The sequence below is a fragment of the Vibrio sp. A8-1 genome, from assembly GCF_013048685.1.
Classification (GTDB): Bacteria; Pseudomonadota; Gammaproteobacteria; order Enterobacterales; family Vibrionaceae; genus Vibrio; species Vibrio metschnikovii.
In genome coordinates this window covers 148,606-172,548 of record NZ_VHTC01000002.1, presented here as the reverse complement: position 1 = coordinate 172,548, position 23,943 = coordinate 148,606, and the positions used below count along the sequence as shown (strand labels likewise).

General features: G+C 44.7%; 23 protein-coding genes and 1 pseudogene. 13 read left to right on the top strand and 11 right to left on the bottom strand.

Translation table 11 applies throughout. From position 1 onward, the window contains the following. Positions 1 to 233 precede the first annotated feature (233 nt). Genes minC through minE form a run of 3 tightly spaced genes read left to right on the top strand, consistent with a single transcriptional unit; the run spans position 234 to position 2,000 of the window. On the top strand, positions 234 to 896 hold the full coding sequence (gene minC / locus FKN93_RS01960) for a septum site-determining protein MinC (protein ID WP_154170582.1): 663 nt from the start codon (positions 234 to 236) through the stop codon (positions 894 to 896). A gap of 21 nt (positions 897 to 917) precedes the next feature. Beyond that, positions 918 to 1,730: a septum site-determining protein MinD gene (minD, locus tag FKN93_RS01955; protein WP_004394872.1), complete on the top strand. Its 813-nt coding sequence runs from the start codon at positions 918 to 920 to the stop codon at positions 1,728 to 1,730. A 6-nt stretch (positions 1,731 to 1,736) separates the two neighbouring features. After that, positions 1,737 to 2,000, top strand: coding sequence for a cell division topological specificity factor MinE (minE, locus tag FKN93_RS01950; RefSeq protein ID WP_004394871.1), 264 nt, complete (start codon positions 1,737 to 1,739; stop codon positions 1,998 to 2,000). 100 nt (positions 2,001 to 2,100) lie between these two features. Here the strand turns inward: minE and rnd are convergent, their stop codons facing one another. From rnd to FKN93_RS01910, 8 genes and pseudogenes are all read right to left on the bottom strand, one after another. Continuing rightward, positions 2,101 to 3,219 carry a ribonuclease D gene (rnd, locus tag FKN93_RS01945; protein ID WP_154170580.1) on the bottom strand — a complete coding sequence of 373 codons (1,119 nt, stop codon included), beginning with the start codon at positions 3,217 to 3,219 and terminating at the stop codon, positions 2,101 to 2,103. Positions 3,220 to 3,316: 97 nt separating this feature from the next. Next, the gene (fadD, locus tag FKN93_RS01940) at positions 3,317 to 5,014 is read right to left on the bottom strand and encodes a long-chain-fatty-acid--CoA ligase FadD (protein ID WP_154170578.1); all 1,698 of its coding nucleotides are present in this window, start codon (positions 5,012 to 5,014) and stop codon (positions 3,317 to 3,319) included. A gap of 110 nt (positions 5,015 to 5,124) precedes the next feature. Beyond that, positions 5,125 to 5,982, bottom strand: a complete 858-nt coding sequence (locus FKN93_RS01935; protein ID WP_170904339.1) for an alpha/beta hydrolase — start codon at positions 5,980 to 5,982, stop codon at positions 5,125 to 5,127. Further along, positions 5,982 to 6,539, bottom strand: coding sequence for a Slp family lipoprotein (locus FKN93_RS01930; RefSeq protein ID WP_158144845.1), 558 nt, complete (start codon positions 6,537 to 6,539; stop codon positions 5,982 to 5,984). Before FKN93_RS01930 ends, FKN93_RS01935 begins: the two co-directional genes overlap by 1 nt. A gap of 14 nt (positions 6,540 to 6,553) precedes the next feature. Further along, positions 6,554 to 6,862 (bottom strand): chromosome partitioning protein ParA, encoded by a 309-nt coding sequence (locus FKN93_RS01925; protein WP_170904338.1) that lies wholly within the window; start codon positions 6,860 to 6,862, stop codon positions 6,554 to 6,556. A gap of 90 nt (positions 6,863 to 6,952) precedes the next feature. After that, entirely contained in the window at positions 6,953 to 7,663 is a 711-nt protein-coding gene (tsaB, locus tag FKN93_RS01920; RefSeq protein ID WP_170904337.1) for a tRNA (adenosine(37)-N6)-threonylcarbamoyltransferase complex dimerization subunit type 1 TsaB, read from the bottom strand. Between the two features lie 8 nt (positions 7,664 to 7,671). Next, the gene (locus FKN93_RS01915) at positions 7,672 to 9,600 is read right to left on the bottom strand and encodes an ATP-dependent DNA helicase (protein WP_170904336.1); all 1,929 of its coding nucleotides are present in this window, start codon (positions 9,598 to 9,600) and stop codon (positions 7,672 to 7,674) included. A gap of 103 nt (positions 9,601 to 9,703) precedes the next feature. Next, positions 9,704 to 9,908 (bottom strand): annotated as a pseudogene (locus tag FKN93_RS01910) (hypothetical protein). Positions 9,909 to 10,093: 185 nt separating this feature from the next. On the opposite strand from FKN93_RS01910, the gene purU reads away from it, so the two are divergent. After that, the gene (gene purU / locus FKN93_RS01905) at positions 10,094 to 10,927 is read left to right on the top strand and encodes a formyltetrahydrofolate deformylase (RefSeq protein WP_115152654.1); all 834 of its coding nucleotides are present in this window, start codon (positions 10,094 to 10,096) and stop codon (positions 10,925 to 10,927) included. Between the two features lie 92 nt (positions 10,928 to 11,019). On the opposite strand, the gene FKN93_RS01900 is transcribed toward purU, so the two are convergent. Beyond that, the gene (locus tag FKN93_RS01900) at positions 11,020 to 13,023 is read right to left on the bottom strand and encodes an NADPH-dependent 2,4-dienoyl-CoA reductase (protein WP_170904335.1); all 2,004 of its coding nucleotides are present in this window, start codon (positions 13,021 to 13,023) and stop codon (positions 11,020 to 11,022) included. 182 nt (positions 13,024 to 13,205) lie between these two features. On the opposite strand from FKN93_RS01900, the gene sppA reads away from it, so the two are divergent. Both sppA and ansA read left to right on the top strand, forming a co-directional pair. Continuing rightward, on the top strand, positions 13,206 to 15,056 hold the full coding sequence (gene sppA / locus FKN93_RS01895; RefSeq protein ID WP_170904334.1) for a signal peptide peptidase SppA: 1,851 nt from the start codon (positions 13,206 to 13,208) through the stop codon (positions 15,054 to 15,056). A gap of 162 nt (positions 15,057 to 15,218) precedes the next feature. Beyond that, positions 15,219 to 16,232, top strand: a complete 1,014-nt coding sequence (gene ansA, locus FKN93_RS01890; protein WP_154170562.1) for an asparaginase — start codon at positions 15,219 to 15,221, stop codon at positions 16,230 to 16,232. Between the two features lie 101 nt (positions 16,233 to 16,333). On the opposite strand, the gene FKN93_RS01885 is transcribed toward ansA, so the two are convergent. Beyond that, a complete protein-coding gene (locus FKN93_RS01885; protein ID WP_004394858.1) occupies positions 16,334 to 16,618 on the bottom strand; it encodes a YeaC family protein in 285 nt (94 codons plus the stop codon). Positions 16,619 to 16,735: 117 nt separating this feature from the next. On the opposite strand from FKN93_RS01885, the gene FKN93_RS01880 reads away from it, so the two are divergent. Then, positions 16,736 to 17,560, top strand: coding sequence for a DUF2989 domain-containing protein (locus FKN93_RS01880; protein ID WP_170904333.1), 825 nt, complete (start codon positions 16,736 to 16,738; stop codon positions 17,558 to 17,560). A 40-nt stretch (positions 17,561 to 17,600) separates the two neighbouring features. Here FKN93_RS01880 and msrB read toward each other — a convergent pair whose 3' ends face one another. Next, the gene (gene msrB / locus FKN93_RS01875; RefSeq protein ID WP_154170560.1) at positions 17,601 to 18,017 is read right to left on the bottom strand and encodes a peptide-methionine (R)-S-oxide reductase MsrB; all 417 of its coding nucleotides are present in this window, start codon (positions 18,015 to 18,017) and stop codon (positions 17,601 to 17,603) included. 333 nt (positions 18,018 to 18,350) lie between these two features. On the opposite strand from msrB, the gene gap reads away from it, so the two are divergent. The 6 genes from gap (at position 18,351) to FKN93_RS01845 (ending at position 23,639) form a co-directional block, all read left to right on the top strand. Continuing rightward, a complete protein-coding gene (gap, locus tag FKN93_RS01870) occupies positions 18,351 to 19,346 on the top strand; it encodes a type I glyceraldehyde-3-phosphate dehydrogenase (RefSeq protein ID WP_154170558.1) in 996 nt (331 codons plus the stop codon). 161 nt (positions 19,347 to 19,507) lie between these two features. Beyond that, positions 19,508 to 20,389, top strand: coding sequence for a D-hexose-6-phosphate mutarotase (locus FKN93_RS01865; RefSeq protein ID WP_004394855.1), 882 nt, complete (start codon positions 19,508 to 19,510; stop codon positions 20,387 to 20,389). 85 nt (positions 20,390 to 20,474) lie between these two features. Further along, the gene (gene rlmA / locus FKN93_RS01860) at positions 20,475 to 21,293 is read left to right on the top strand and encodes a 23S rRNA (guanine(745)-N(1))-methyltransferase (protein ID WP_154170554.1); all 819 of its coding nucleotides are present in this window, start codon (positions 20,475 to 20,477) and stop codon (positions 21,291 to 21,293) included. Between the two features lie 73 nt (positions 21,294 to 21,366). Further along, entirely contained in the window at positions 21,367 to 22,290 is a 924-nt protein-coding gene (locus FKN93_RS01855) for a ChaN family lipoprotein (protein WP_170904332.1), read from the top strand. A 263-nt stretch (positions 22,291 to 22,553) separates the two neighbouring features. Further along, entirely contained in the window at positions 22,554 to 22,916 is a 363-nt protein-coding gene (locus tag FKN93_RS01850; protein WP_154170550.1) for a hypothetical protein, read from the top strand. A 201-nt stretch (positions 22,917 to 23,117) separates the two neighbouring features. After that, a complete protein-coding gene (locus FKN93_RS01845; protein ID WP_158138733.1) occupies positions 23,118 to 23,639 on the top strand; it encodes a DUF2058 domain-containing protein in 522 nt (173 codons plus the stop codon). Positions 23,640 to 23,943 lie beyond the last annotated feature (304 nt).

Here is a 23,943-nt window from a genome sequence, read left to right as displayed (position 1 = left end):
TGGATATATTTTGAATAACCACAGTGAAAATTGCGAGTAAATCACGCATTTGACCGCAAGATAACTTGCTGTCACTGAGCGCTGAATATAACATGACAGCCATCGTCTTCGACAACGCTAATTATTCTATACCCAAGTAACCTCAAAATAAGTATGTTCCTCTTTTTCGAGTGTTGTGAGCTGATTTGGGTATATAACCAGCGTTACCAACGTTTATTGAGGTCAACGTTATCATGTCTCATACACCTGACCTAAAAGGCAGCAGCTTCACTTTGTCTGTATTGCACCTTGCAGATCATCATGTTGCCAATGCGATCGATTTTCTCAAACAAAAAGCCGATCAAGCCCCCGCTTTTTTTGCTAATGCACCAATTGTACTTAATATTAATAAAGTCGGCGGTGAACTGGATTTTCATGCTCTGAAACAGGGCATTCGTGAAGCGGGTTTTGTCCCGGTTGGCATTACTGGCTGTAAAGATAAACGTTGTCAACGTCAAGCATTCGAAGCTGGCTTTGCCGTCATGACAGCAAGCAATACGCCAGCGAACGCTCCGGCAGCGATGGCCCCTACAAAAGTGATTCATACGCCAGTGCGCTCTGGCCAGCAAGTTTATGCCAAAGATGGCGACTTAGTGATTCTTAGTCATGTCAGTCCGGGCGCAGAAGTCATCGCCGATGGTTCAATCCATATTCATGGTACGTTACGTGGGCGAGCCATTGCTGGAGCGAGTGGCCAAAGAGAAGCAAAAATAATTTGTAATGATTTACAAGCTGAGCTGGTGTCTATTGCAGGAAACTACTGGCTAAGCGATCAAATTGACAGTCAGTTTTGGCAAAATAAAGTGATGCTAAGCTTAAACGATGAATCACTGCATTTTGAAAAATTGACAATTTAGATTCGAAAGGAAATTAATTAAATGGCACGCATTATTGTTGTAACGTCAGGAAAAGGCGGAGTGGGTAAAACCACCTCCAGCGCAGCCATTGCCTCAGGGCTGGCGTTGAAAGGTAAAAAAACCGCGGTGATTGATTTTGACATCGGGTTACGTAATCTCGACTTAATTATGGGTTGTGAACGACGGGTAGTGTATGACTTTGTCAACGTCCTCAATGGGGAAGCGACTCTGAATCAAGCGCTAATCAAAGATAAACGTAATGAAAACTTATTTATTTTACCGGCTTCACAAACGCGAGATAAAGATGCCCTGACCAAAGAAGGGGTACAGCGTATTCTCAATGAACTGAACGAGATGGAGTTTGAATTTATTATTTGTGACTCTCCAGCGGGCATTGAGCAAGGGGCGCTAATGGCACTCTATTATGCGGATGAAGCGATTGTCACCACCAACCCTGAAGTCTCTTCTGTGCGTGACTCAGACCGTATCCTCGGTATTTTAGATTCAAAATCGCTACGTGCCGAACAAGGCCTTCCGCCAGTTAAACAGCATTTACTGTTAACTCGTTATAATCCAACACGGGTTAACCAAGGCGAGATGCTCAGTGTTGAAGACGTTGAAGAAATTTTGCATATTCCGCTGCTGGGGGTTATCCCTGAGAGCCAAGCCGTATTGAACGCCTCAAACAAAGGCGTCCCAGTGATTTTTGATGAACAATCAGATGCCGGCCAAGCCTACGATGATACCGTCGAAAGACTGCTTGGCCAGCAAGTAGAGTTTCGTTTTCTTACTGAGCCGAAAAAAGGCATCTTTAAACGACTTTTTGGAGGCTAAATTAGTATGTCTTTACTTGAGTTTTTCCGCCCACAGAAAAAAAATTCGGCCAGTTTGGCTAAAGAGCGCTTACAAATTATTGTTGCCGAGCGCCGCAGCCAAAGCGATCCTGCGCCAACCTATTTACCACAACTTAAAGAAGACATTCTGAAAGTGATTGCTAAATACGTTGCGATTGATCCATCCATGGTTGAGCTCTCTTTTGAACATAAAGATGACGACATTTCTGTCTTGGAGTTAAACGTAAAACTCCCGGATGAAGAGAAGTAAGCCAGCGCACCAATACTGACGCAGCTTTATAGACAGGTCATCCCAACAGAGCAAAGGTTGGGATGACTACTGTCGACTGCCACTTAGTGGCCGATAAATGTTATCCGATCAGCTTATTGAGTCGCTCACCGAGTAAAGGTAAACGCCAATTTTGCATTAAGTCTGGCAGGTGATCCGGTTCACGTTGCTGGTTCCAAACCCAGCTCACTAACTGATTTAACTGTTTTTTTGATGCCAAAAACTCACTGGCTAAACCCGAGGTTTGCGATACCACTTTGACTTCATCTTTGAGTTTTTTGAATAGCTGCTTATAGCCAGGGTAATCCATTAACGGCACGATCGCCGCAGGGTAATTCTCTACAGGCGTCTGTTTAGCTTGTTTAACGATCGTTGCTATCGCATCACTGTGACGACGAATCACATGTGGATCGATCCCCTCTTCTTCCATTCGCTTTGGCGAACTCAGCGCTAAACGGGCAATAGTCAGTAAATCATGTTCACGGATCACAAAATTCAAAGCTAAATCACGTTTAACCGCCTGTTGATAACGCCAAGTGGCAAGCGGTTTTAAAATGGCTAACTCTTTAGGCTTTAATTGCCAAGCACCTTTGATCTCAAGGTAAGCGAATTGTGCATCAAAAACTCGAGTTCGTTTTTCAACTTGCAGTTGTGACTCTTGTAAAACCGCATCCCACCAGCCAGCTTGCGTGACTTTATCGAGTAGCTGTTCATACATCGGCAGTAAATAAAAAACATCCGCGGCGGCATACTCTAGTTGTTTTTCAGACAAAGGCCGAGCAAGCCAATCGGTGCGAGACTCGCTTTTATCTAGCTCAACATTGAGTAAATCATTCGCCAAAGCAGCAAAGCCGGTTGATAAGCCATAACCAATAAAGGCCGCCATCAATTGAGTATCCACCATCGGAAATGGCACACAACCCAAACTGTTGTGGAACACTTCCAGATCTTCTCCGCAGGCATGCAACACTTTTAAAACGGAAACATCTTGCAGCAGCTCAATAAATGGCGTCATATCCTCCATCGCCAACGGATCGATCAGCGACAGCGTCTCCCCATCAAATAATTGGATTAAGCCTAATTGCGGAAAGAAAGTCCGAGTACGGACGAATTCAGTGTCGAGCATGACAACGTCTGCTTGACGGGCAAGTGCACACACTCGCTGTAATTCATGCTGTTGATTAATGATTGTATAATTCACAAATGGCTCACTCTACCTGTGTTGATTTGGGGGCGCTAAGATAAAAAAATGCCGACGAGAATGGTCGGCATTGTAACATTAAAACGCTATTGCGCACTTAAGCACATTTCGACTTTTCTGCCAATTGCGCATCGTTTTCTTCGCGTAGTACGCGACGTAAAATCTTACCGACGTTAGTCTTAGGCAGCTCTTCTCTGAACTCAATCAGTTTAGGAATTTTATAACCCGTCAAGTGCTTACGACAGTGAGTAATAATTTCTTCTTTCGTTAAACTTGGGTCGCGTTTAACCACATAAATTTTAACGACTTCACCAGACACTTCATGGGCTTGACCAATCGCCGCCACTTCTAGCACTTTGCCATGCAGTGCAACAACATCTTCTATTTCATTCGGATAGACGTTAAATCCAGACACAAGAATCATGTCTTTTTTACGGTCAACGATGTAGATCATGCCCTCTTCATCAAAGCGCACAATATCCCCTGTCGACAACCAGCCATCTTCATTAATCACTTCTTTGGTGGCTTCAGGTCGCTGCCAATAGCCATGCATCACCTGTGGGCCACGCACTTGAAGTTCGCCGGTTTGATCATTGGCAACGACGTTCCCTTCATCATCAACCATACGAACTTCAGTCGAAGGCACGGGTAAACCAATCGCGCCAGAGTAATCGGACAAGTCATAAGGGTTACCAGTGACCAAAGGTGAACATTCCGTTAAACCATAACCTTCGAGTAAATGGATACCGGTGATCTTTTTCCATTTTTCAGCCACTGCGCGTTGTACGGCCATACCACCGCCAACCGACAATTGGAGATGACTAAAATCCAGTTCATGAAAATCTTCATTATTGACCAACGCATTAAACAGCGTGTTGACACCAGTAATCGCCGTGAATGGGTATTTTTGTAGCTCTTTGATAAAGCCGGGGATATCACGTGGGTTGGTGATCAGTAGATTACGCCCTCCCATTTCGATAAACAGTAGACAGTTTACCGTGAGTGCAAACACGTGATAAAGCGGCAATGCCGTTACCACTAACTCACGTCCTTCACGTAAAACCGGACCATATGCGCCCTTGGCTTGCAATACGTTAGCGACCATGTTGCGATGAGTCAAAATCGCGCCTTTCGCTACCCCCGTTGTCCCACCGGTATACTGTAGAAACGCAATGTCTTCACCGGACATAAAAGGCTTAACGTATTGTAAACGACGGCCCTTATGCAGCGCTTTACGCATTGATATGGCTCCCGGTAAATCATATTTAGGAACCATACCTTTGACATACTTGACCACAAAATCAACCAAGGTCCCTTTGGCGCGAGGTAACATTTGCCCAAGACTGGTCAAGATGACATGCTTAACTTGAGTGTTCGCGACTATTTGCTCTAGCGTATTCGCAAAATTGGAGACAATCACGATCGCACGAGCATCGGCATCATTTAATTGATGCTCTAATTCACGCGGGGTATATAACGGGTTGACATTAACCGCGATCATCCCCGCTCGTAATACGCCAAATAAAGCCACGGGATATTGCAATAGATTTGGCATCATCAGCGCTACTCTATCGCCCTTTTTAAGCTTTAGCTCATTTTGTAAATAAGCGGCAAATGCTCGACTGCGCTCTTCCAACTTACGAAAAGTCATTACCGACCCCATATTCATGAATGCGGGTTGGTCAGCGTATTTATGGACAGATTGTTCGAACATTTCGACCAATGATAAATATTGATCGGGATTAATCGTTTCTGGTACGTCAGTGGGATAACGTGAGAGCCAAGGTTTATCCACAGTAATACTCCTCGTAATAGGCTGGCATAATCAAGATTATCTTTGTTATAAAAATGATCACTATTACAGCACAGCCAGAGCGCTTGAGCACGAAAGACTCAAACACTTGTTTAAATTTTGTTAACTAAGCCAAGAATTAGTTCTGCGACCTGTAAAGGTTGTTGAAGATGACAATGATGTCCACCAGCAATGATCGATGATTGACCATTCTGCCCAATATAATGAGTCAGATCCGTTTGCAATGAAGCAAATCCTTGATCTCCTAAAATAACATGATGTGGACAGATAATATTGTTCATCACCGCTTGAGCGTGTTGCGGAGTTTGCCGATACAATGAATCGCACAATAACTTATTATCATGACGCCACTGCCACTGAGTGCCCACGTGATGAAGACCTCGTCTCACCACTGGTTCAATCAATTCAGCAGGCAGTTGATTCACCCGAGCACGATGCTCAATCGCTTCCTCGACGCTATAGTAATAGCGGGTGGGCTTGCGCCTCACTCGTTGCCGACTCAACACCCCTTGACGTAATCGTTGGACACTATCCACCGGATCTTCCGCTAAGGGTAAAAAACCTTCAATTTGCACTAATCCTGCGACTTGTTCAGGAAAGGCGGCACTATAGCAACTTGCGATTAAAGCACCAAGCGAATGCCCTACTAGCACCAGTCTGTTTGGCGAAAGATTGTGCAACACTTGATAAACATCATCGATATAATCATGAAAGGAGTAATAATTCGCCGCAGGTTTATGGCTTGACAAACCATGCCCAGGCAAATCAATGGCACAAAAATGCCCTTCAGGAGCAAGCTGCTGGAGAAATGAAATAACACGAATAAAGCTGGCGGCATTGTCTAACCAGCCATGTAAAAAAAGCACACTGTAGTCAGATTGCCGTACGTCACCTACCGTTAACCCAGCAATTTCACCATGAGCAATAGTAAAAGTTTCGCTGCGGAGCATCACTTCACTTCTTGGATCACTCGGCCACTACGCGGAAAGTCCTCAACGTGACGGCAATAGAAACTCCGACATGGGAAGACATAAGGCGTAATGTCATCAATAACGACGCGCTCTTCCACTCGCCATAAATGAGAGCCTCGTACCTTCATCACTGGAAACGTATACTCAAACTCACCTACGGTGCCCGTTTCTGGTTGAGCTGTGGTGCCAATAAAAGTCACTAGTCGACCTTGACCATAAGCAATCGGGTCGACAAAACCATCAATATAGCCAATAAAACGACCTTGAGGCTCATCCGTTAATAGAGGCTTACCAGCCTTATCTATCGGTAAATTGACCACTTCAATACGAGTTCTATCGACCAAATTTGTTACCTGAGCGATAACACCGCCTAAACGTACCTCATTAACGGTATCGCTGGGTTGAGCCAGCCACTGATGATAATCGGTGATCAGCGCATCGTTATCAGTCGCTAGCGTAGGGGGGAGTGACGAACACGCCGTCAATAAGCTAAGTAAAGTACAAGCAGGTAAGAATAACCAACGGTTGGATAACATAGAAAGCCCCTTAATTAGATATACAGATCGACACCGAGCATTTGTGTAAGTTCCTCTTTCTTAGCATGATTCATAATATCTAAATATTCTTCCATTGCCTTACGCGCTCGTCCTTCGGGTAAATCATAATGCAGTTGCGCGCGGTGAAGATCAGCAGAATCTATCTGGCGTATTGAATGAGCAACCGCCTCGGCGACTTTGCTGGTTGAAGCCCCCGAAGATGAAGAATGAGAGACTTGGTTTTTCTTCGCTTTTGACGCCCGTTGAGTATTGGTAATTCGTCCTGGCGGCAAGCCATTGATTGAACCATTAATTGCGACCATAATGCTCCTTATCTACCTTCACGGGCAGGAGAAGCAACGCGTCTTCTCCTTGAGTCATCGAATTGACGTTATTCTAATAAAGAATAGTGGTTATTCTCTTCCTGGTAGCTTTTTCCATGCCACCGTATCCCTTAAATAACACGGTGTGGCTTGCTCTACAGGCACATGCTGACCTTTTTTCCATGCCTGTTGTGCCAATACCACCATATCTTGCGCTTGAGGATACAACACCTCGCTTTGTGCTGTACGCAATGGCAAAGTCGCGAGGGTTTCGGCATAAGCTTGCCAACCGGTTCCTGCCATCGTCCAGCAATGTTCATCCTCAGATCGAGCAGCCATGTGTTCTAATAATAGGGACGGAGCAATGACACACTCAGCGTCAAGCTCAGACCAACTGCCGTCAGCTTGGCGGACAAAACGCCCCCAATAGACCTCACTCATTCGCGCATCAATCGCACAAGCAACGTGAGTGGCTCCCTGCTCTCGATACGCAGCCTGAGCCATCGCAGCTAAGGTCGAAATACCAATCATCGGCAAATCAGCACCAAAAGCTAAGCCTTGTGCAATTCCGATGCCAATCCGCACTCCGGTGAAACTCCCTGGGCCACGACCAAACGCCAGTGCATCTAACTCGTGCAATGTGATGCCCGCTTCTTTAAGTACTTCATCGACCATCGGCAGAATTTTTTTGGTGTGATCTCGAGGTGCCACTTCACTGCGTGAGTAAAGTTTATCTCCGACCATCAAAGCAACCGAGCACGCCTCGGTTGCGGTATCTAAAGCAAGAATGGTTGCACTCATGAATGTCTCTAATTAGTGTCTGTTACAGAAAGAGATAGCAGAAAGTCTTTTACCACCGCCAAATCACGTGTTCGTGGTATCGGAGGCAAACTGGCTAAAAATACGCCGCCATAATCACGGGTAACTAAACGATTATCACAGATAATCAATACGCCTTTGTCTTTCTGATCTCGAATGAGTCGTCCTACTCCCTGTTTAAGAGTAATGACAGCATCAGGTAATTGGACCTGAGCAAAAGGATCGCCACCGCGCAAACGACAATCCTCGATACGCGCTTTTAACAGCGGATCATCCGGGGAAGTAAACGGTAGTTTATCAATAATAACACAGCTTAGGGTATCGCCTCTAACATCAATCCCCTCCCAAAAAGCTCCTGTTGCGACTAAAAGCGCATTACCAAGTTCCATAAATTGTGCGAGGGTTTTCTGTTTACTGGTTTCCCCTTGTAACAGTACCGGAAGGCTCAAATGCTCACGAAATCGCTCACCCAACTCGCGCATCATAGTATGGGAGGTACACAAAAAAAAGCAGCGTCCTTGGTTTTGTTCAATCACCGGGGCGAGCATTTCGACCAACGTATCCGCTAACCCTGCGCTATTGGGTTCTGGCAAGTAACGCGGCACGCACAGTTTCGCTTGCTGCTGATAATCAAAAGGACTAGGTAAGGAAAATTGCTCACTGGGTTTTAGCCCTAAACGATGGGTGAAGTGTGCAAAATCTTCATTCACGGCTAACGTTGCCGAAGTAAAAATCCACGCACCGGATTTAAGATTAATTTGCTCTTGAAACTTGTCGGCTATCGATAATGGCGTAATGTGTAAACTAAAATGCCGTGGCGTGGTATCAAACCAATAGGAGTATCCAGTAATCGAAACATCACAGACCCGAACAATACGTGCTTTTAAGGTATTCGCGCGCTCAAAAGCGGTATCAAGCAACTGACTTCGACCAAGGGCAAGCTTTAACACGTCGATAGCAAAAGTTAAACTCTCTTGCAATCGCTCCACTTGCTGAGCAATGCTAGCCACCGCCAGCGCCTCTCGCCAGTTACCCCGAAAACCAGAGTCCCCCAATAATACGCGCAAATCCATCGCCGTTTGCTGGAGTTTATCGCCAACTTTTTGCAATTGGCGCATATCCTTCGCTTCGGTGCGATAACCAATTTCAATATCTTTGGCTAAATCTTGAATCTGTCGGCTTGAAACCGATTGACCAAAATATTGGCTTGCAATATCAGGTAACTGGTGCGCCTCGTCAAAAATAAACACCTCAGCTTCAGGGATAAGCTCACCAAATCCGGTCTCTTTGATGGCAAGATCCGCTAAGAAAAGATGGTGGTTAACGACCACGATATCCGCTTCCATTGCTTTACGCCGCGCTTTTGAGACAAAGCAGTCTTGATAACTTAAACACTCTTTGCCTAAGCAGTTATCATTCGTTGAGGTGATGGTTGGAATAATCAGACTGTCTTCGGCTAACTCATCACATTCACCGAGATCGCCGCTTTTGGTCGATGATGACCAACTGCGTACTTTAACCAATTGGGTTAATAAAGTCGGATCGCTTTGCGCGTGATGGCTTTCAACCATTTGGCGGCTCAGCCTATCCAAGCAAAGATAGTTAGCGCGCCCTTTCAGAAGCGCCACTTGACCATAAAACCCCAAAGCCTCGACCATTAGGGGCAAATCACGGTGAAATAGCTGCTCTTGTAAGTTTTTTGATCCCGTACTGATGATGACTTTTTTGCCACTCAATAATGCTGGAACCAAATAGGCAAAAGTTTTACCCGTTCCCGTGCCCGCTTCAACCACTAATTGTGATTGATTCTCGATCGCTTTAGCAACAGCTAACGCCATATCAACTTGAGCTTGACGCCCTTGAAAACCAGGAATGGCTTTGCCCAAAGCCCCATGTTGAGAAAAGGTTTTAGCGATCATGACAGCAATAATGACGATGAGGAATGCAGCGATTATGGCAGGTTTGTTGCGACAGCGCGAATCGAAATCCGCTTCGCGCTGATCGTGTCACTAGAAAAACGTTTTATTTGCGATTGAGATAACGGGCTAACCAAGGAGGAGCGTCGTAACCATTACTGGCTGTCGGCATCATGGGCTTTTGCGGCATCCACAGGGGAAGCTTTACTTTCCCACATCGCGTCCAATAACGCTTCATCAATTGGATTTTCACCCATCAGAGCATGCACACGCTCTACGTATAATTTACGTGCAAGTAGTTCTTTGTCCATACACACCACCTTAAATGGTACTCAGCAAAAGACTGAAAGAGGAAGCCGTTAGTGTCTAGCCGTGATAGTTGTTGAATCCTTATTGATAATAGATTAATTATAGTCGCTACAGTGTGGTCTGCATCACCGTTCTTGCAGCCTTGATTTATTTTACAGACCGAGAAAAATACTCACGGAAGTTATCAATGGAAAAAAAAACCCTCCTGACGCATTGCAGTGATGCCCCAGGATTGATCTCAAAAATCACTAATATTTGTTATAAACATCAACTTAACATCATTCATAACAATGAATTTGTCGATAATACCAGCGGTCATTTTTTTATGCGCACCGAGTTAGAAGGGTATTTTAATGACACCACATTTCTCGCTGATCTTGATCAAGCTCTACCGTCTGGTACCAAACGCAAACTGATGGGTTCCGCTCGTAAACGAATTATTATTATGGTGACCAAAGAAGCACATTGTCTTGGCGATATTTTAATGAAGACTTACGATGGTAGCTTAGAAGTAGACATCGCTGCCGTTGTCGGCAATTACGATACTCTACAAGGCCTAACTGAAAAATTTGATATTCCTTATCATTATGTCTCTCATGAAGGACTTAATCGTCAAGAACATGAACAGAAAATTCTCGAAGTGATTGAACCTTATCACGTCGATTTTGTTGTGTTAGCTAAATATATGCGGGTACTCACGCCCGGTTTTGTGGAAAAATTTCATCATAAAATCATCAATATCCACCATAGTTTTTTACCGGCTTTCATCGGTGCAAAACCTTATCAACAAGCTTACGAGCGTGGGGTTAAAATCATTGGCGCAACCGCACACTTTGTCACCAACGATCTTGATGAAGGGCCCATCATCAAACAAGATGTGATTCCGGTTGATCATACCTTCAGTGCGCAAGACATGGCCCAAGCGGGACGTGATGTGGAGAAAAATGTGCTCAGCAAAGCCATCAACAAAGTGATTAATGATCACGTGTTTGTTTATGGTAATAAAACCGTCATTTTATAATCCACCAGCCTAAGTCGCTGGATTTCAATCGATAAAGTAAGGGGCCTTCATCAGCCCCTTACGTTTTCATATTTAAGCCATTGACAGTTCGCTTACAATTTCACTGCCAATTCAACGCCTTGGCGAATCGCACGTACCGCGTCAAGCTCTCCAGCAACATCGGCTCCGCCAATCACATGCAGTTTATCACCCAAGCTTGCCCACTGTTCGGCAAAAGGTCGAACCGACTCTTGACCTGCACAAACAATAACGGTGTCCGCGTCCAACAGTTTTTGTTGCCCATCCATCGTGATATGTAGCCCCTGTGCGTCTATTTTCTCGTAGCCAATACCACCTAACATATTGACACCACGTTTTTCTAACGTACGTTTGTGGATCCAACCTGTTGTTTTACCTGGCCCTTTACCTACACGTCCTTTACGACGCTGCAACAGCCAAACTTGCTTATCACTAACCGCATCGGGGTATGGGTATAACCCGCCTGGATGGGCAATCTCTTTATCAATTCCCCACTCATGTAACCAGTCATCTAAATCGTGATCCGTAGGCTCGGTTATCATTGTCGCTACATCAATACCAATACCACCAGCACCAATAATCGCCACTTTTTCTCCGACTGGGGTCTTTTCGCGAATCAAGGTTTGGTAATCAATGACTTTTTCAGGATGATCAATGCCCTCTAATTGAATGCTTCTAGGCTCAACGCCCGAAGCCATCACGATATCATCGTAATCAGCGAGCATATCAAAGGTTACATTGCGATCTAAATGCAATTTCACCCCAGTTTCATCAATACGATTGGCAAAATAACGAATCGTCTCGCGAAACTCCTCTTTGCCTGGAATTTGCATCGCGAGCCTAAATTGCCCACCAATCCTATCGTTACGCTCAAAGAGATCGACCTCATGTCCCCGCTCGGCCAATGTCGTTGCACAAGCAAGGCCCGCGGGGCCTGCACCAACTACTGCAACTTTTTTCTTATGAGTTGCCGGTTGGATGCGAATTTCGGTTTCATAACAAGCGCGAGGGTTCACCATACAAGTGGCTCGCTTGGCCTGAAAAATATTATCTAAACAGGCTTGGTTACAACCAATACAGGTATTGATCAGTGCCGCTTTATTTTGCTCAGCTTTACGCACAAAATCAGGGTCAGCCAAGAAAGGACGCGCCATTGACACCATATCGGCTTGGCCACTAGCCAGAATTTTTTCGGCTTGTTCGGGCGTATTGATCCGGTTACATGTCACCACAGGCACCGTAAGATGCGATTTGATTTTTTCCGTCACCCAACTGAACGCCGCACGGGGTACTTGCGTAGCAATAGTCGGGATCCGCGCTTCATGCCAACCAATTCCGGTATTAATGATGGTCACTCCCGCTTTTTCTAATCCCTTAGCGAGCTGTAAGACCTCTTCAAAGGTACTGCCTTCTTCAACCAAATCGAGCATCGATAGACGGAAAATAATGATGAATTCTTTACCGACCGCTTCGCGTATCGCACGTACGACTTCAAGAGGAAAACGCATGCGATTTTCATAGCTACCGCCCCAATCATCGTAACGAACGTTCGTTCGTTTACAAATAAACTGGTTAATGAGGTAGCCTTCAGATCCCATGATTTCAACCCCATCGTAACCCGCTAACTGAGCTAACTCAGCACTATGAGCAAAGGCTTGAATAGTATTACGTATCTGTCTAACACTCATTTCACTTGGGGTAAATTTCGCAATCGGCGCTTTAATCGCCGAGGCACTTTGTGCGAACGGATGCATCGCATAGCGTCCAGCATGCAGTAGCTGCAGCGCAATCTTGCCACCATGGCGATGCACCGCTTCAGTCACCACTTGGTGCGCTTTGGCATGCTTAGTCTTGCTAAACTCAGCACTAAATGGATGCAGTCGACCACGTAAGTTTGGCGAAAAACCGCCGGTGACGATTAAGCCAACGCCACCTTTCGCTCGCTCTTCATAAAAAGCAGCCAACTTACTTAGCCCTTCTTTATGTTCTTCAAGTCCAGTATGCATTGATCCCATTAATACGCGATTACGCAGTTGAGTAAATCCTAAATCTAAAGGCTGTAATAGGTGTGGGTACATGGTGACATCACTTTTTGTTATCTTTATGGTCCGACCAGAATAATCCTGCCAATAATAAAAATCAAACAAGTGTTTACAAGTTTGTAACACCGATCAATCTTGCAGTTGTTTGCCTTTCTGAGATCACGTAGGATGATAGGAATAATTATCGACACGCCGTCCTGCATTGCATCGGAGATACAATGAAACCACTATTTCGATTTATTGGGCTGATTTTTAAAGGGATTTGGAAAGTTATTACGTTTATTCGTCTCGCCATAACCAACCTTTTCTTTCTACTCAGTATTGCCGTTATCTATTTTCTCTATCTAAGTGCTGATTCATCCGCTCCAGTGGTTAAACAACCATCCGCCTTAGTCGTCAATCTATCTGGCCCAATTGTCGAGCAAAGCACCTCCCTTAACCCAATGGATTCTTTAACAGACTCTCTCTTCGGACGAGAAATACCTCGAGAAAATGTCCTATTTGAGATTGTTGAAACACTGCGTCATGCTAAAAACGACGATAACATCACTGGCTTAGTCTTAGCGTTACGTGACATGCCAGAGACCAATCTCACTAAGCTGCGTTATATTGCGAAAGCCATTAATGAATTTAAAGCTTCTGGTAAACCGGTTTATGCCGTGGGTGATTTTTATAATCAAAGCCAATACTATTTAGCCAGCTACGCCGACAAAATTTATCTTGCTCCCGATGGCGCTGTGCTGCTTCGCGGTTACAGTAGCTATAACCTCTACTACAAAAGTTTGTTAGACAAATTAAATGTTAATACGCACGTATTTCGAGTCGGTACTTACAAATCGGCCGTTGAGCCTTTCATTCGTGATGATATGTCAGAACAAGCTCGTGAATCTGCCTCTCAATGGTTGAGTCAATTGTGGGGCGCTTATATCGATGATGTTGCGACCAATCGCCATATTGACGCTCAAACCCTAAATCCGACGATGGACGAGTTTTTAGCACTCATGAAACAGGCGTCTGGAAATCTTGCCGAACTATCGCTCAATATTGGTTTAGTGGATGAATTAGCAACCCGTCAACAAGTTCGCGCGCAATTGGCCGAAGTCTTTGGTCGTCATGGCGAAGACAGCTATAACGCGATCAGTTACGATCAATATCGTCCAACAGTGAAACCACGAACTCGACCTCAAGCAAAAGAGATCGCCGTTGTCGTCGCCAGTGGCGCGATCATGGATGGTAAACAATCACGCGGTAATGTTGGTGGGGATACCGTGGCCAGCTTACTGCGCCAAGCGCGCAATAATGATCAAGTCAAAGCGGTGATATTACGTGTCGATAGCCCTGGAGGCAGCGCGTTTGCCTCAGAAGTGATCCGTAACGAAATTGAAGCGCTTAAAGCCGCAGGTAAACCCGTCGTGGCATCAATGTCCAGTCTGGCGGCTTCTGGTGGTTATTGGATTTCGATGAGCGCTGACCATATTGTTGCTCAGCCAACCACCTTAACCGGCTCAATCGGCATTTTTAGTGTCATTACCACCTTTGAAAAAGGGCTTAACCATCTTGGTATTTATACTGATGGTGTTGGTACATCACCATTCTCTGGTGTAGGGGTAACGACTGGATTGAATGAAAAAGTCAAAGACGCTATTCAAATGGGCATCGAAAACGGCTATCAACGGTTTATCTCTTTAGTCAGTGAACAACGTGGCTTATCACTAGAAGAGGTCGATAAGATAGCTCAAGGCCACGTCTGGACAGCAAAAGACGCTCAACAAGCAGGTTTAGTCGATACCTTGGGTGACTTTGATGATGCGGTGCAAATTGCGGCGAATCTCGCCCAATTAGAACACTACAACTTATATTGGATACAAGAGCCACTCACTCCAGCACAACGTTTTATCAAAGGTCTGTTTAGCGAAGCGCATGCTCAGCTAGGGGTTAATCTTTCCGGTCTCATTCCAAATGCGTTACAACCAACCACTCAGCAACTATTCCAAGATGCTAATTTATTAAATCAATTTAATGATCCTAAAGGATATTATGCATTTTGTTTGCCTTGCCAAATAGAATAACTAGCACCTGTAAACGCGAAAGAGAACAGGAGTTAACCGCCTCTTTCTTGCGCAAAAACATCAAACCATAAAATAAGGGGCGCTTTGCAACAAGCGCCCCTTTTTATTGTAGTGGTTTTCGCTATAATTTTGGCTCTGTTCCCTACAATAAGCGTTGCCTCTATGACTAGAAAGCATATTTATATTGCCTACACAGGCGGTACCATTGGTATGAAAAAGTCGGATCACGGCTATGTCCCCGTGGCTGGATTTATGGAAAAGCAGCTGGCTGCCATGCCAGAGTTCCATCGTGATGAGATGCCAAAGTTCACCATTCATGAATATGACCCTCTGATTGATTCTTCCGATATGACCCCTGAAGATTGGCAATTTATTGCCGATGATATTCGTGATAATTATGACAACTATGATGGCTTTGTGATTTTGCATGGTACGGATACCATGGCTTATACCGCATCAGCACTGTCATTTATGTTAGAGAACTTAGGCAAACCAGTGATCGTTACTGGTTCACAAATCCCTCTTGCCGAACTGCGCTCTGATGGGCAAGCCAACTTACTCAATTCGCTGCATCTTGCGGCCAATTATCCGATTAATGAAGTAACCCTATTTTTCAACAATCAGTTGATGCGTGGCAACCGAAGTACCAAATCGCATGCCGATGGTTTTAGCGCCTTTACGTCCCCCAATTTACCTCCCCTACTGGAAGCTGGAATCAATATTCAAATTAGTAAAGAAGTGACGGTGGGGGCAAAACCGGAAGGCGCATTTCGTGTACATAACATTACACCGCAACCAATCGGTGTGATCACTATGTATCCGGGCATTTCACACGAAGTGATCCGCAATACGTTACTGCAACCTGTCAATGCAATGATTCTTTTGACCTTTGGCGTCGGTAATGCACCACAAAATCCACAGTTGTTGGCGCACTTAAAAGAGGCCTCTGAACGCGGCGTGATTGTTGTCAACTTAACCCAATGTTTGGCCGGAAAGGTGAACATGGGAGGATATGCGACAGGCTGTGCGCTCGCCGAGGCAGGAGTGATCAGCGGTTATGATATGACCCCAGAGGCCGCTCTAGCCAAACTGCATTATCTACTCAGTCAAAATTTATCTTATCAAGAAATTAAGCACAAAATGCAACAGGTGCTCCGTGGAGAGATGAGTTTATAAACTGATTTTATACTCCCTCATTATGAGCAGGCATTGGCCTCCGAACAGGAGGTCAATGCTATGTCCGCAACGAGCAAGGGAACAAACAATAAAGACCGTTTTTATTCTTGGTTTGGATTGACGCGAACAATATCTTCTTGCCCATCTTGGAAACGTTTTTTCAATTCTCGTTTCGATTTTAAGACCATTTCACCACCAACGCCTATACTCATATGGTCAGCTTCTACATTATGCCGAGATTGATACAACATCACAGCTTGCATACAAGAATCTCGCTGCGATTGAGAAAGTGGTGTACCTTCTGGCCACTTACCGGTTTCAACGGCAAACAGCAGACGCTGGTAGGCTTCCGGGGTGATAGCATCAACTAACTGATGGGTATCCATTATTTTATCCTTGATGACGAAATGACTGAGCATAACTAGCACCACAACAATAGCGACCTAGCGTAGCGAGTCAACACCAGCCAAATAAATAAGCGTATTGGATCACAAGTGATGATAATGAATGGGATAAAAATTAGCATACTACTTTTGATGACCGTGTTATTGAGCGGTTGCCTAGAGAATCGCAATAATACCGATAAACTGTGTAACGATAACCCAGGCCTACAGTGTGAAAAACTCAATTTAAACGATGGTCAATGTCGCTTACCGCGGACTGATTTAATCTGGCACCGTTTTGAGGTACTCAAGAACCCGACCGTCGATAATAAGTTAGAAGAGTATCGACTCGTTCGGCTCTATCGCCAATGTTTAGAGTTAGCCTCACAAATTCAAGTCCTTAATGACCCACTACTGACACAAAATCGCTTCAATGCTTTGGTACATTCAGGGGAAGAACTCGATAGATTAACCAAAGATCTTCGACAGATGCGCACTCCCCATGCATTGTATTTTTTATGGAGTCAAACGGGTGATAATATTGCTCGCCGAGAATTTCTTCGTATGGAAGGCTCACCAGAATTAGACACGGCCGAGATGCAATACGCGCTTGCAACCTTCTACATTTCGCGCGATCGAGAAAAAACCATTCAATTGCTGACTCGAGCTTTAGAGCTCAGCTCACCAAGAGCGATCAACACTGAGATTTTTCAGTCACTGGCTAGTACCCATCAGGCGCTTGGCCATCAAGAACTGGCCTACTTATGGGCAATGGTAGGTAAGCAATTTGATGTCCCCGTCGCCTCTCCTGCCGAAATGGCGCTGCTTTATCCCTTTAACGCAGAACAATTTCGACAATTAGATAATCAAGCCAATCAGTTGGCACGAACGATTCGCCGGGGTGAGTTCTCTCGTCATAACGTCCCGGTTTTTAATGAACGCTAACATTGTAATATTTCAACCATCAATGACGAATTTTCACCCATTATTGCGGCTTTTTGGTGAAATTTAACGACACAGAATTAACGCAGAAGCGCTCCCCCGTCGTCGGTGGACCATCGGGGAAAACATGCCCTAAATGACTATCACATTGCGCACAACGAATTTCAGTACGCGTCATTCCGTGACTGCGATCCTCTAAATAGCGAATTGATTCTGTGGTTAAAGGCGCATCAAAGCTAGGCCAGCCGCAACCTGAATCATACTTGTTCTGAGAACTAAATAGTGCTGCTTCACAGCACGTGCAGTGATAAATTCCCGTTTGTTTGTTATGCAGTAACTGACCACTGAAAGGCGCCTCGGTTCCCTGCTGACGACAGACATAATAGGCCTCTTCACTTAGGGTTTCACGCCAGTAATCATCAGGCTTGATGTTTTTTTTGCTGGAATCATTGATCGCCATTCTTATTCCTCTTGGTTTCACTCAACGCTGTGCTTTTTTATCTGAAAAACTTGCCTATTTTACGCTTTGTAGCACATACTTTCTTTCCGAAATTCGAGTGGTATTTCACCTATAACACCCGAAGCTAGACTGACTATTCTACGTCAATTGGTAGGGATAAAAAGCAGCATCAAGTCTAAATATTAACCACTTGCAACTGATTGTTAAAAAAAACGATGCTTTTTTTTGACTTTAAACAAGTTAAGTCCGATTATCTGTTGCAGACATTTACTGGATTCTGTAATTTTACTACCAGTTATCTTTAATCAGAAATTAAGTTGTGGAGCAACTATAATGACTATCAAAGTAGGTATTAACGGTTTTGGCCGTATCGGCCGTTTTGTATTCCGTGCAGCACAAGAACGCAACGACATCGAAGTTGTAGGTATCAACGATCTTATCGACGTTGAATACATGGCTTACATGTTGAAATATGACTCAACTCATGGCCGTTTCAACGGTACAGTTGAAGTAAAAGATGGCAACCTAATCGTTAACGGTAAAACCGTTCGCGTTACTGCTGAACGCAACCCAGAAGATCTAAAATGGGACGCAATCGGTGTTGACGTTGTTGCAGAAGCCACTGGTCTATTCCTAGACGACGCGACTGCACGTAAGCACATCACTGCTGGTGCGAAGAAAGTAGTTCTAACTGGTCCTTCAAAAGACAAAACCCCAATGTTTGTAATGGGCGTTAACCATAGCAGCTACGCTGGTCAAGACATCGTTTCTAACGCTTCTTGTACGACTAACTGTCTAGCGCCTATCGCTAAAGTACTGAACGACAAGTTTGGTATCGTGTCTGGTCTAATGACAACTGTTCACGCGACTACAGCGACTCAAAAAACCGTTGATGGTCCTTCTGCAAAAGACTGGCGCGGTGGCCGTGGTGCTTCTCAAAACATCATCCCATCTTCAACTGGTGCCGCTAAAGCAGTAGGCGTTGTTCTTCCAGAACTAAACGGCAAACTAACTGGTATGGCTTTCCGCGTACCAACCGCTAACGTTTCTGTTGTTGACCTAACCGTTAACCTAGAGAAAGGCGCTTCTTACGCTGAAATCTGTTCAGCAATGAAAGAAGCTTCTGAAGGCGAACTAAAAGGCGTACTAGGCTACACTGAAGATGCTGTTGTATCTCAAGACTTCATCGGTGAAGTACAAACGTCTGTATTCGATGCTAAAGCTGGTATCGCTCTTACTGATAACTTCGTTAAAGTTGTATCTTGGTACGACAACGAAATCGGTTACTCAAACAAAGTTCTAGACCTAATCGCTCACATTTCTAAGTAATGTCGTGATTAGCGAAGTCATTCGTTGAGCAACAAAATTAGCTAAAAGGCGGCCACAGTGTCGCCTTTTTCGTCTTTTCTATTCACGAGATCTTGTTCGCCCTTTACCATCGATATTAAGTGCTGAATGTCTTAATATCCAAACATCAGGAGCTTATCTTTATGGATTTACTACCACTTCCTAGCCTAACGGTACTTTCTGACTGCGTCACGATTGTTGAACAGGATAATGTAAAAATCGTCCGCGTTATTCATGATAAAGCGGTAGCCGGTATTGCGCTGCACGGTGGTCATGTCGTGTCTTTTCGACCTACCGGTCAAGATGACCTACTCTGGATGAGCAAAAAAGCAATTTTTGATGGCAAAACGGCACTACGTGGCGGAATACCCATTTGCTGGCCGTGGTTTGGCCGCTTAGCGACTCCAGCTCATGGCTTTGCTCGCTCAAGTCAATGGCAACTCATCGAACATAGGGAAAACGAGCAAGGGGTGATCGTCGTCCTTGGTCTCGACAGTAACCAGCAAACTCGCTCAGTATGGCCGCATGAATTCCAACTTCGTCTGTCTATCGAAATCTCTGATAGCTTAACCGTGCGTTTAACCATTACGAATACCGACCAAAAGGCATGGGCCTTTTCAGGGGCTCTGCACAGTTACTTAAATGTGGCTGATGTACGGGAGACAACCATTACCGGAATGGGCAGTGATTATATTGATAGTCTGCAAAACGATCAGTGGTGCCAAGGAGAGGAAACACTAACCCTGCGCGACAGCATTGACCGGGTTTATACGAAGCCGCAATCTCACATTCAAGTGCAGGATCATCAACGTCAGCGTACTCTAGTGGTAGACAATCAAGGGCATAACTCTGCTGTGCTTTGGAATCCTTGGGCACAAGGAGCTCAATCGATGGGAGATATGCAAGACGATGGTTATCTGACCATGCTTTGTGTCGAATCAACTTGGCATGCACCGAGTCTTACTGCAGGTAAGGTCTTACAACCGGGTGAAACTCACTGTCTAAGTACACGGATTACCGCTTAATCTTGATTAGGGCGATAGTAACGCCCTTTTTATTTCGAATAAATATCGCTAAACTTGCCGACTTGATTTTCTCTTCGAGAGCGTTATGACTTATCAATGCCCCTTGTGCCACCACTCGCTAACTCTTCATCAACGCAGCTATCACTGTGCGAATCATCATCAGTTTGATCAAGCTAAAGAAGGCTATGTCAATTTGATGCCAGTGCAGCATAAACGATCCAAAGATCCTGGTGACAACAAAGCAATGATGCAGGCAAGACGACGCTTTCTCGATGGAGCTCATTATCACCCAATGCGCAGCGCAGTGAGCACTCTGTGCACTCGTTACTTAGTCAATACCAACCACCAATTACTCGATATTGGCTGTGGTGAAGGTTATTACACCCAATATATTGCTAGTGCGTTACTTGAACAACATCCACAAGCCAATGCCTATGGCCTAGATATCTCAAAAACAGCGATTCGTTTTGCTGCTAAACGTTACCCACAAGTGGACTTTGTTGTCGCCTCCAGCCATCGCTTACCGTTTGCCGATCAATCCTTAAATGCTATCGTGCGTATCTACGCGCCTTGTAAAACACAAGAGCTGCAGCGCGTTCTTGACGATAATGGCGTAGTCATAACCGTCACCCCTGCTGCTCGCCACCTTTATCAGCTCAAAGCGTTGATCTATCCGCAAGTGCAACTGCATGATGAAACAGCAGAAATCATCGATGGTTTTGAGTTAAAACATCAACAGCAATTGCACTATACTATGCCCCTTTCTGGGCCAGAGGCGTTTGATCTGCTACAAATGACGCCTTTTGCTTGGCGTGCGAGTGACCAACTACGCCACGATCTGCCATTAACGCCCCAGTTTGAATGTGAGGCTGATTTTATGATTCGAGTTTATCAAAAGGTTTAATTGATAATAATTATCACTACATTGATAATTAACTTAGCCTCCAGTAGACTGCTGACTCATTATTGGAGGCTTTATGCGTATTTTTATCACCCTTGCACTATCGATATGGCTCATCGGCTGTAGCGCTTCGAACTCTCGTCAAATCAGTGACTTTTACGACTATCAACTGGCTTCGCCTCAAGGGGAGTGGCTAGCATTGTCCAATCTTTCCGATGCGGTGAAACAAGCAGACGTGATCTTAGTCGGAGAATGGCATACCCACAGTGCTATCCATAAGTTTCAAGCCGATTTACTACGGTCTTTGATTGAGCACCACCACCCCATCGTCCTTTCTATGGAGCAATTTTCTCGAGATAGCCAACCTTATCTGGATCAATATTTACAAGGCGAGATTGGTGAACAATACCTTATCGAGCAAAGTAACGCTTGGCCAAACTATGCCAGTGATTATCGTCCACTTGTTGAATTAGCGAAACATCATCAAAGACCCATTATTGCCGCCAATGCGCCAAAAAATATGGTTCGTTGTATTGGTCAACAAGGCATTGAATATTTAGATAAGCTACCTACAGAACAACGTCATTGGGTCGCAAAAGAGATTAACCTCAGTGACTCCCCTTACAAAGCTCATTTTATGGCCTCAATGCATCATGGTACACCGACCCAACATGAACAACAATTTGCCGCCCAAATGACTTGGGATGAGACCATGGCGGAAAGTATTGTCGATTATCTTGCCGCTCACCCACAACAACAAGTGCTACACATTGCCGGCGCTTTCCATATTCAGCAAGGATTAGGTACTGCGGCGGCGATTCATCAACGTAACCCTAATTTAAGCATCGCGATCATCACCCCAACCAGTCAACTTACTGAACAATCAAGCGATTTTCAGTTACTCGTCCTACCCATGCCGATTCGTTATCTACAACCGGCTCACCAATGGCAAGCGATTGAAAGACTCAAAAATCGCAACACAGATCTCAGTTGTGATTAAAATATCGACCAATTAATTTAACAGGCATACTGTTTGCTTATTAATCAACATTCGCCAAGTGTGCAAAAAACGCACAAGTTTTTTTGCGCTTGGCCGATATGGATATTATCGACACGATTTCACGCTATCGACAGCGTGCCATGGTACATAAGTAGCACTTGCTTATGTACCATAAACTAAAGGTTAACGTCGTAAGGACACAAGTTAACCGATATAAAATCGGAGATCGACAAACTGCGTTGCTGTTGATTAAGGAGAATAGAATGAATCCTGTTACCTCTGGTGCTCCACAGACCTATTCCGCCAACGGGACGGCTTCCTCTGTCATGCCAATCACTACCGATAATGCTCATGATCTTCCAGCCAAAGCAGAACCGAATAAAGTCACCCTATCCGAAGAAGGCAAAGCGCTGCTTGCGGCTTTGCAACAGTTCAATGACTCGGAGCATCAAGAGCAACAACCTGAGACACAACCCAAATCGGGTACAGCAAAAGCCTTTACTTATGGTGCGCTAGGAATGGGACATCCTGATCAAACCACAGAACCAACGAATAAAGCCTATACAGCGGGAAAATACCTTTCTGCAGCAGCAAAAATTGGTGGCCTTGTACTTCTACTCGCTTGAATAGATTTGTGGCTTTATTTGCTCAACACGAGTCGGTACACTTAGCCGTTATTGATTAATAGTAACGAATTGAACGCCTCAGCTATCGCAAATAACCAGCGCTCGTTAAGAAAAGCCTCATCGGCTTAAAGTGCATAATGTAGTACTGAACTGCCGCCTTCAATTCGTATCGAAACACTACCTGATTGTATTGGACTAACCATGACACGACTATCTCTACAAGAGCAAATGCTCAAAGCGGGCCTTGTGAATGAAAAAAAACTTAAAAAAGCCCAAAAAAGTTCGAAGAAATCACGCGTACAAGCGCGAGAAGTAAAAGCCGCCGTTGAGGCAAATAAACAAGAGCAAATAGAACGTGATAAGGCGTTAAATAAACAGCAAAAAGAACAATTGCTGACCAAAGAAATTCGCGCTCAAGTGAAACAGTTAATTGAAATGAATAAATTGCCGCACAATAACGGCGATATTCAATATCACTTTACCGATGGAACCTTAGTCAAAAAACTCTACGTTGATAACCAGACTCGCGATCAACTCAGTAAAGGTCATCTCGCGATTGCTCGTTATGAAGAGAGCTACGCCATCATTCCTAATATCGTCGCTGAGAAAATTTGGCAACGTGATGAGAACAGTATTATTCCTCTACCAGAAGAAGATAAACAAGCCCATGATGAAGAAGATCCTTACGCCGATTTTGTCGTCCCTGATGATTTAATGTGGTAGAGCCGCAGAATAGACCCACTTATCGCCACCGTTCTTCGACTTTTAGCGATTACAATCACTCTCGATAATTAATCTATGAGGGTCAATCAAACCTATTGCAGAAAGGCTGCAATAGGGGCAGAATTTGGATAAAAAAAAGGGGCTCCGAGGAGCCCTGAATCGAAAAAAGTGATAGCAAAGGGGGAAAGGACTTTTGAGCTACAGGTGCGCTATAAGCTCTTTGGGTCTGAACCATTGCTGCCATTCAAACGCTGTAGTTCCCAACTCTACAGGTTTGAACTTTCACTTGACGCAGTACAACCCT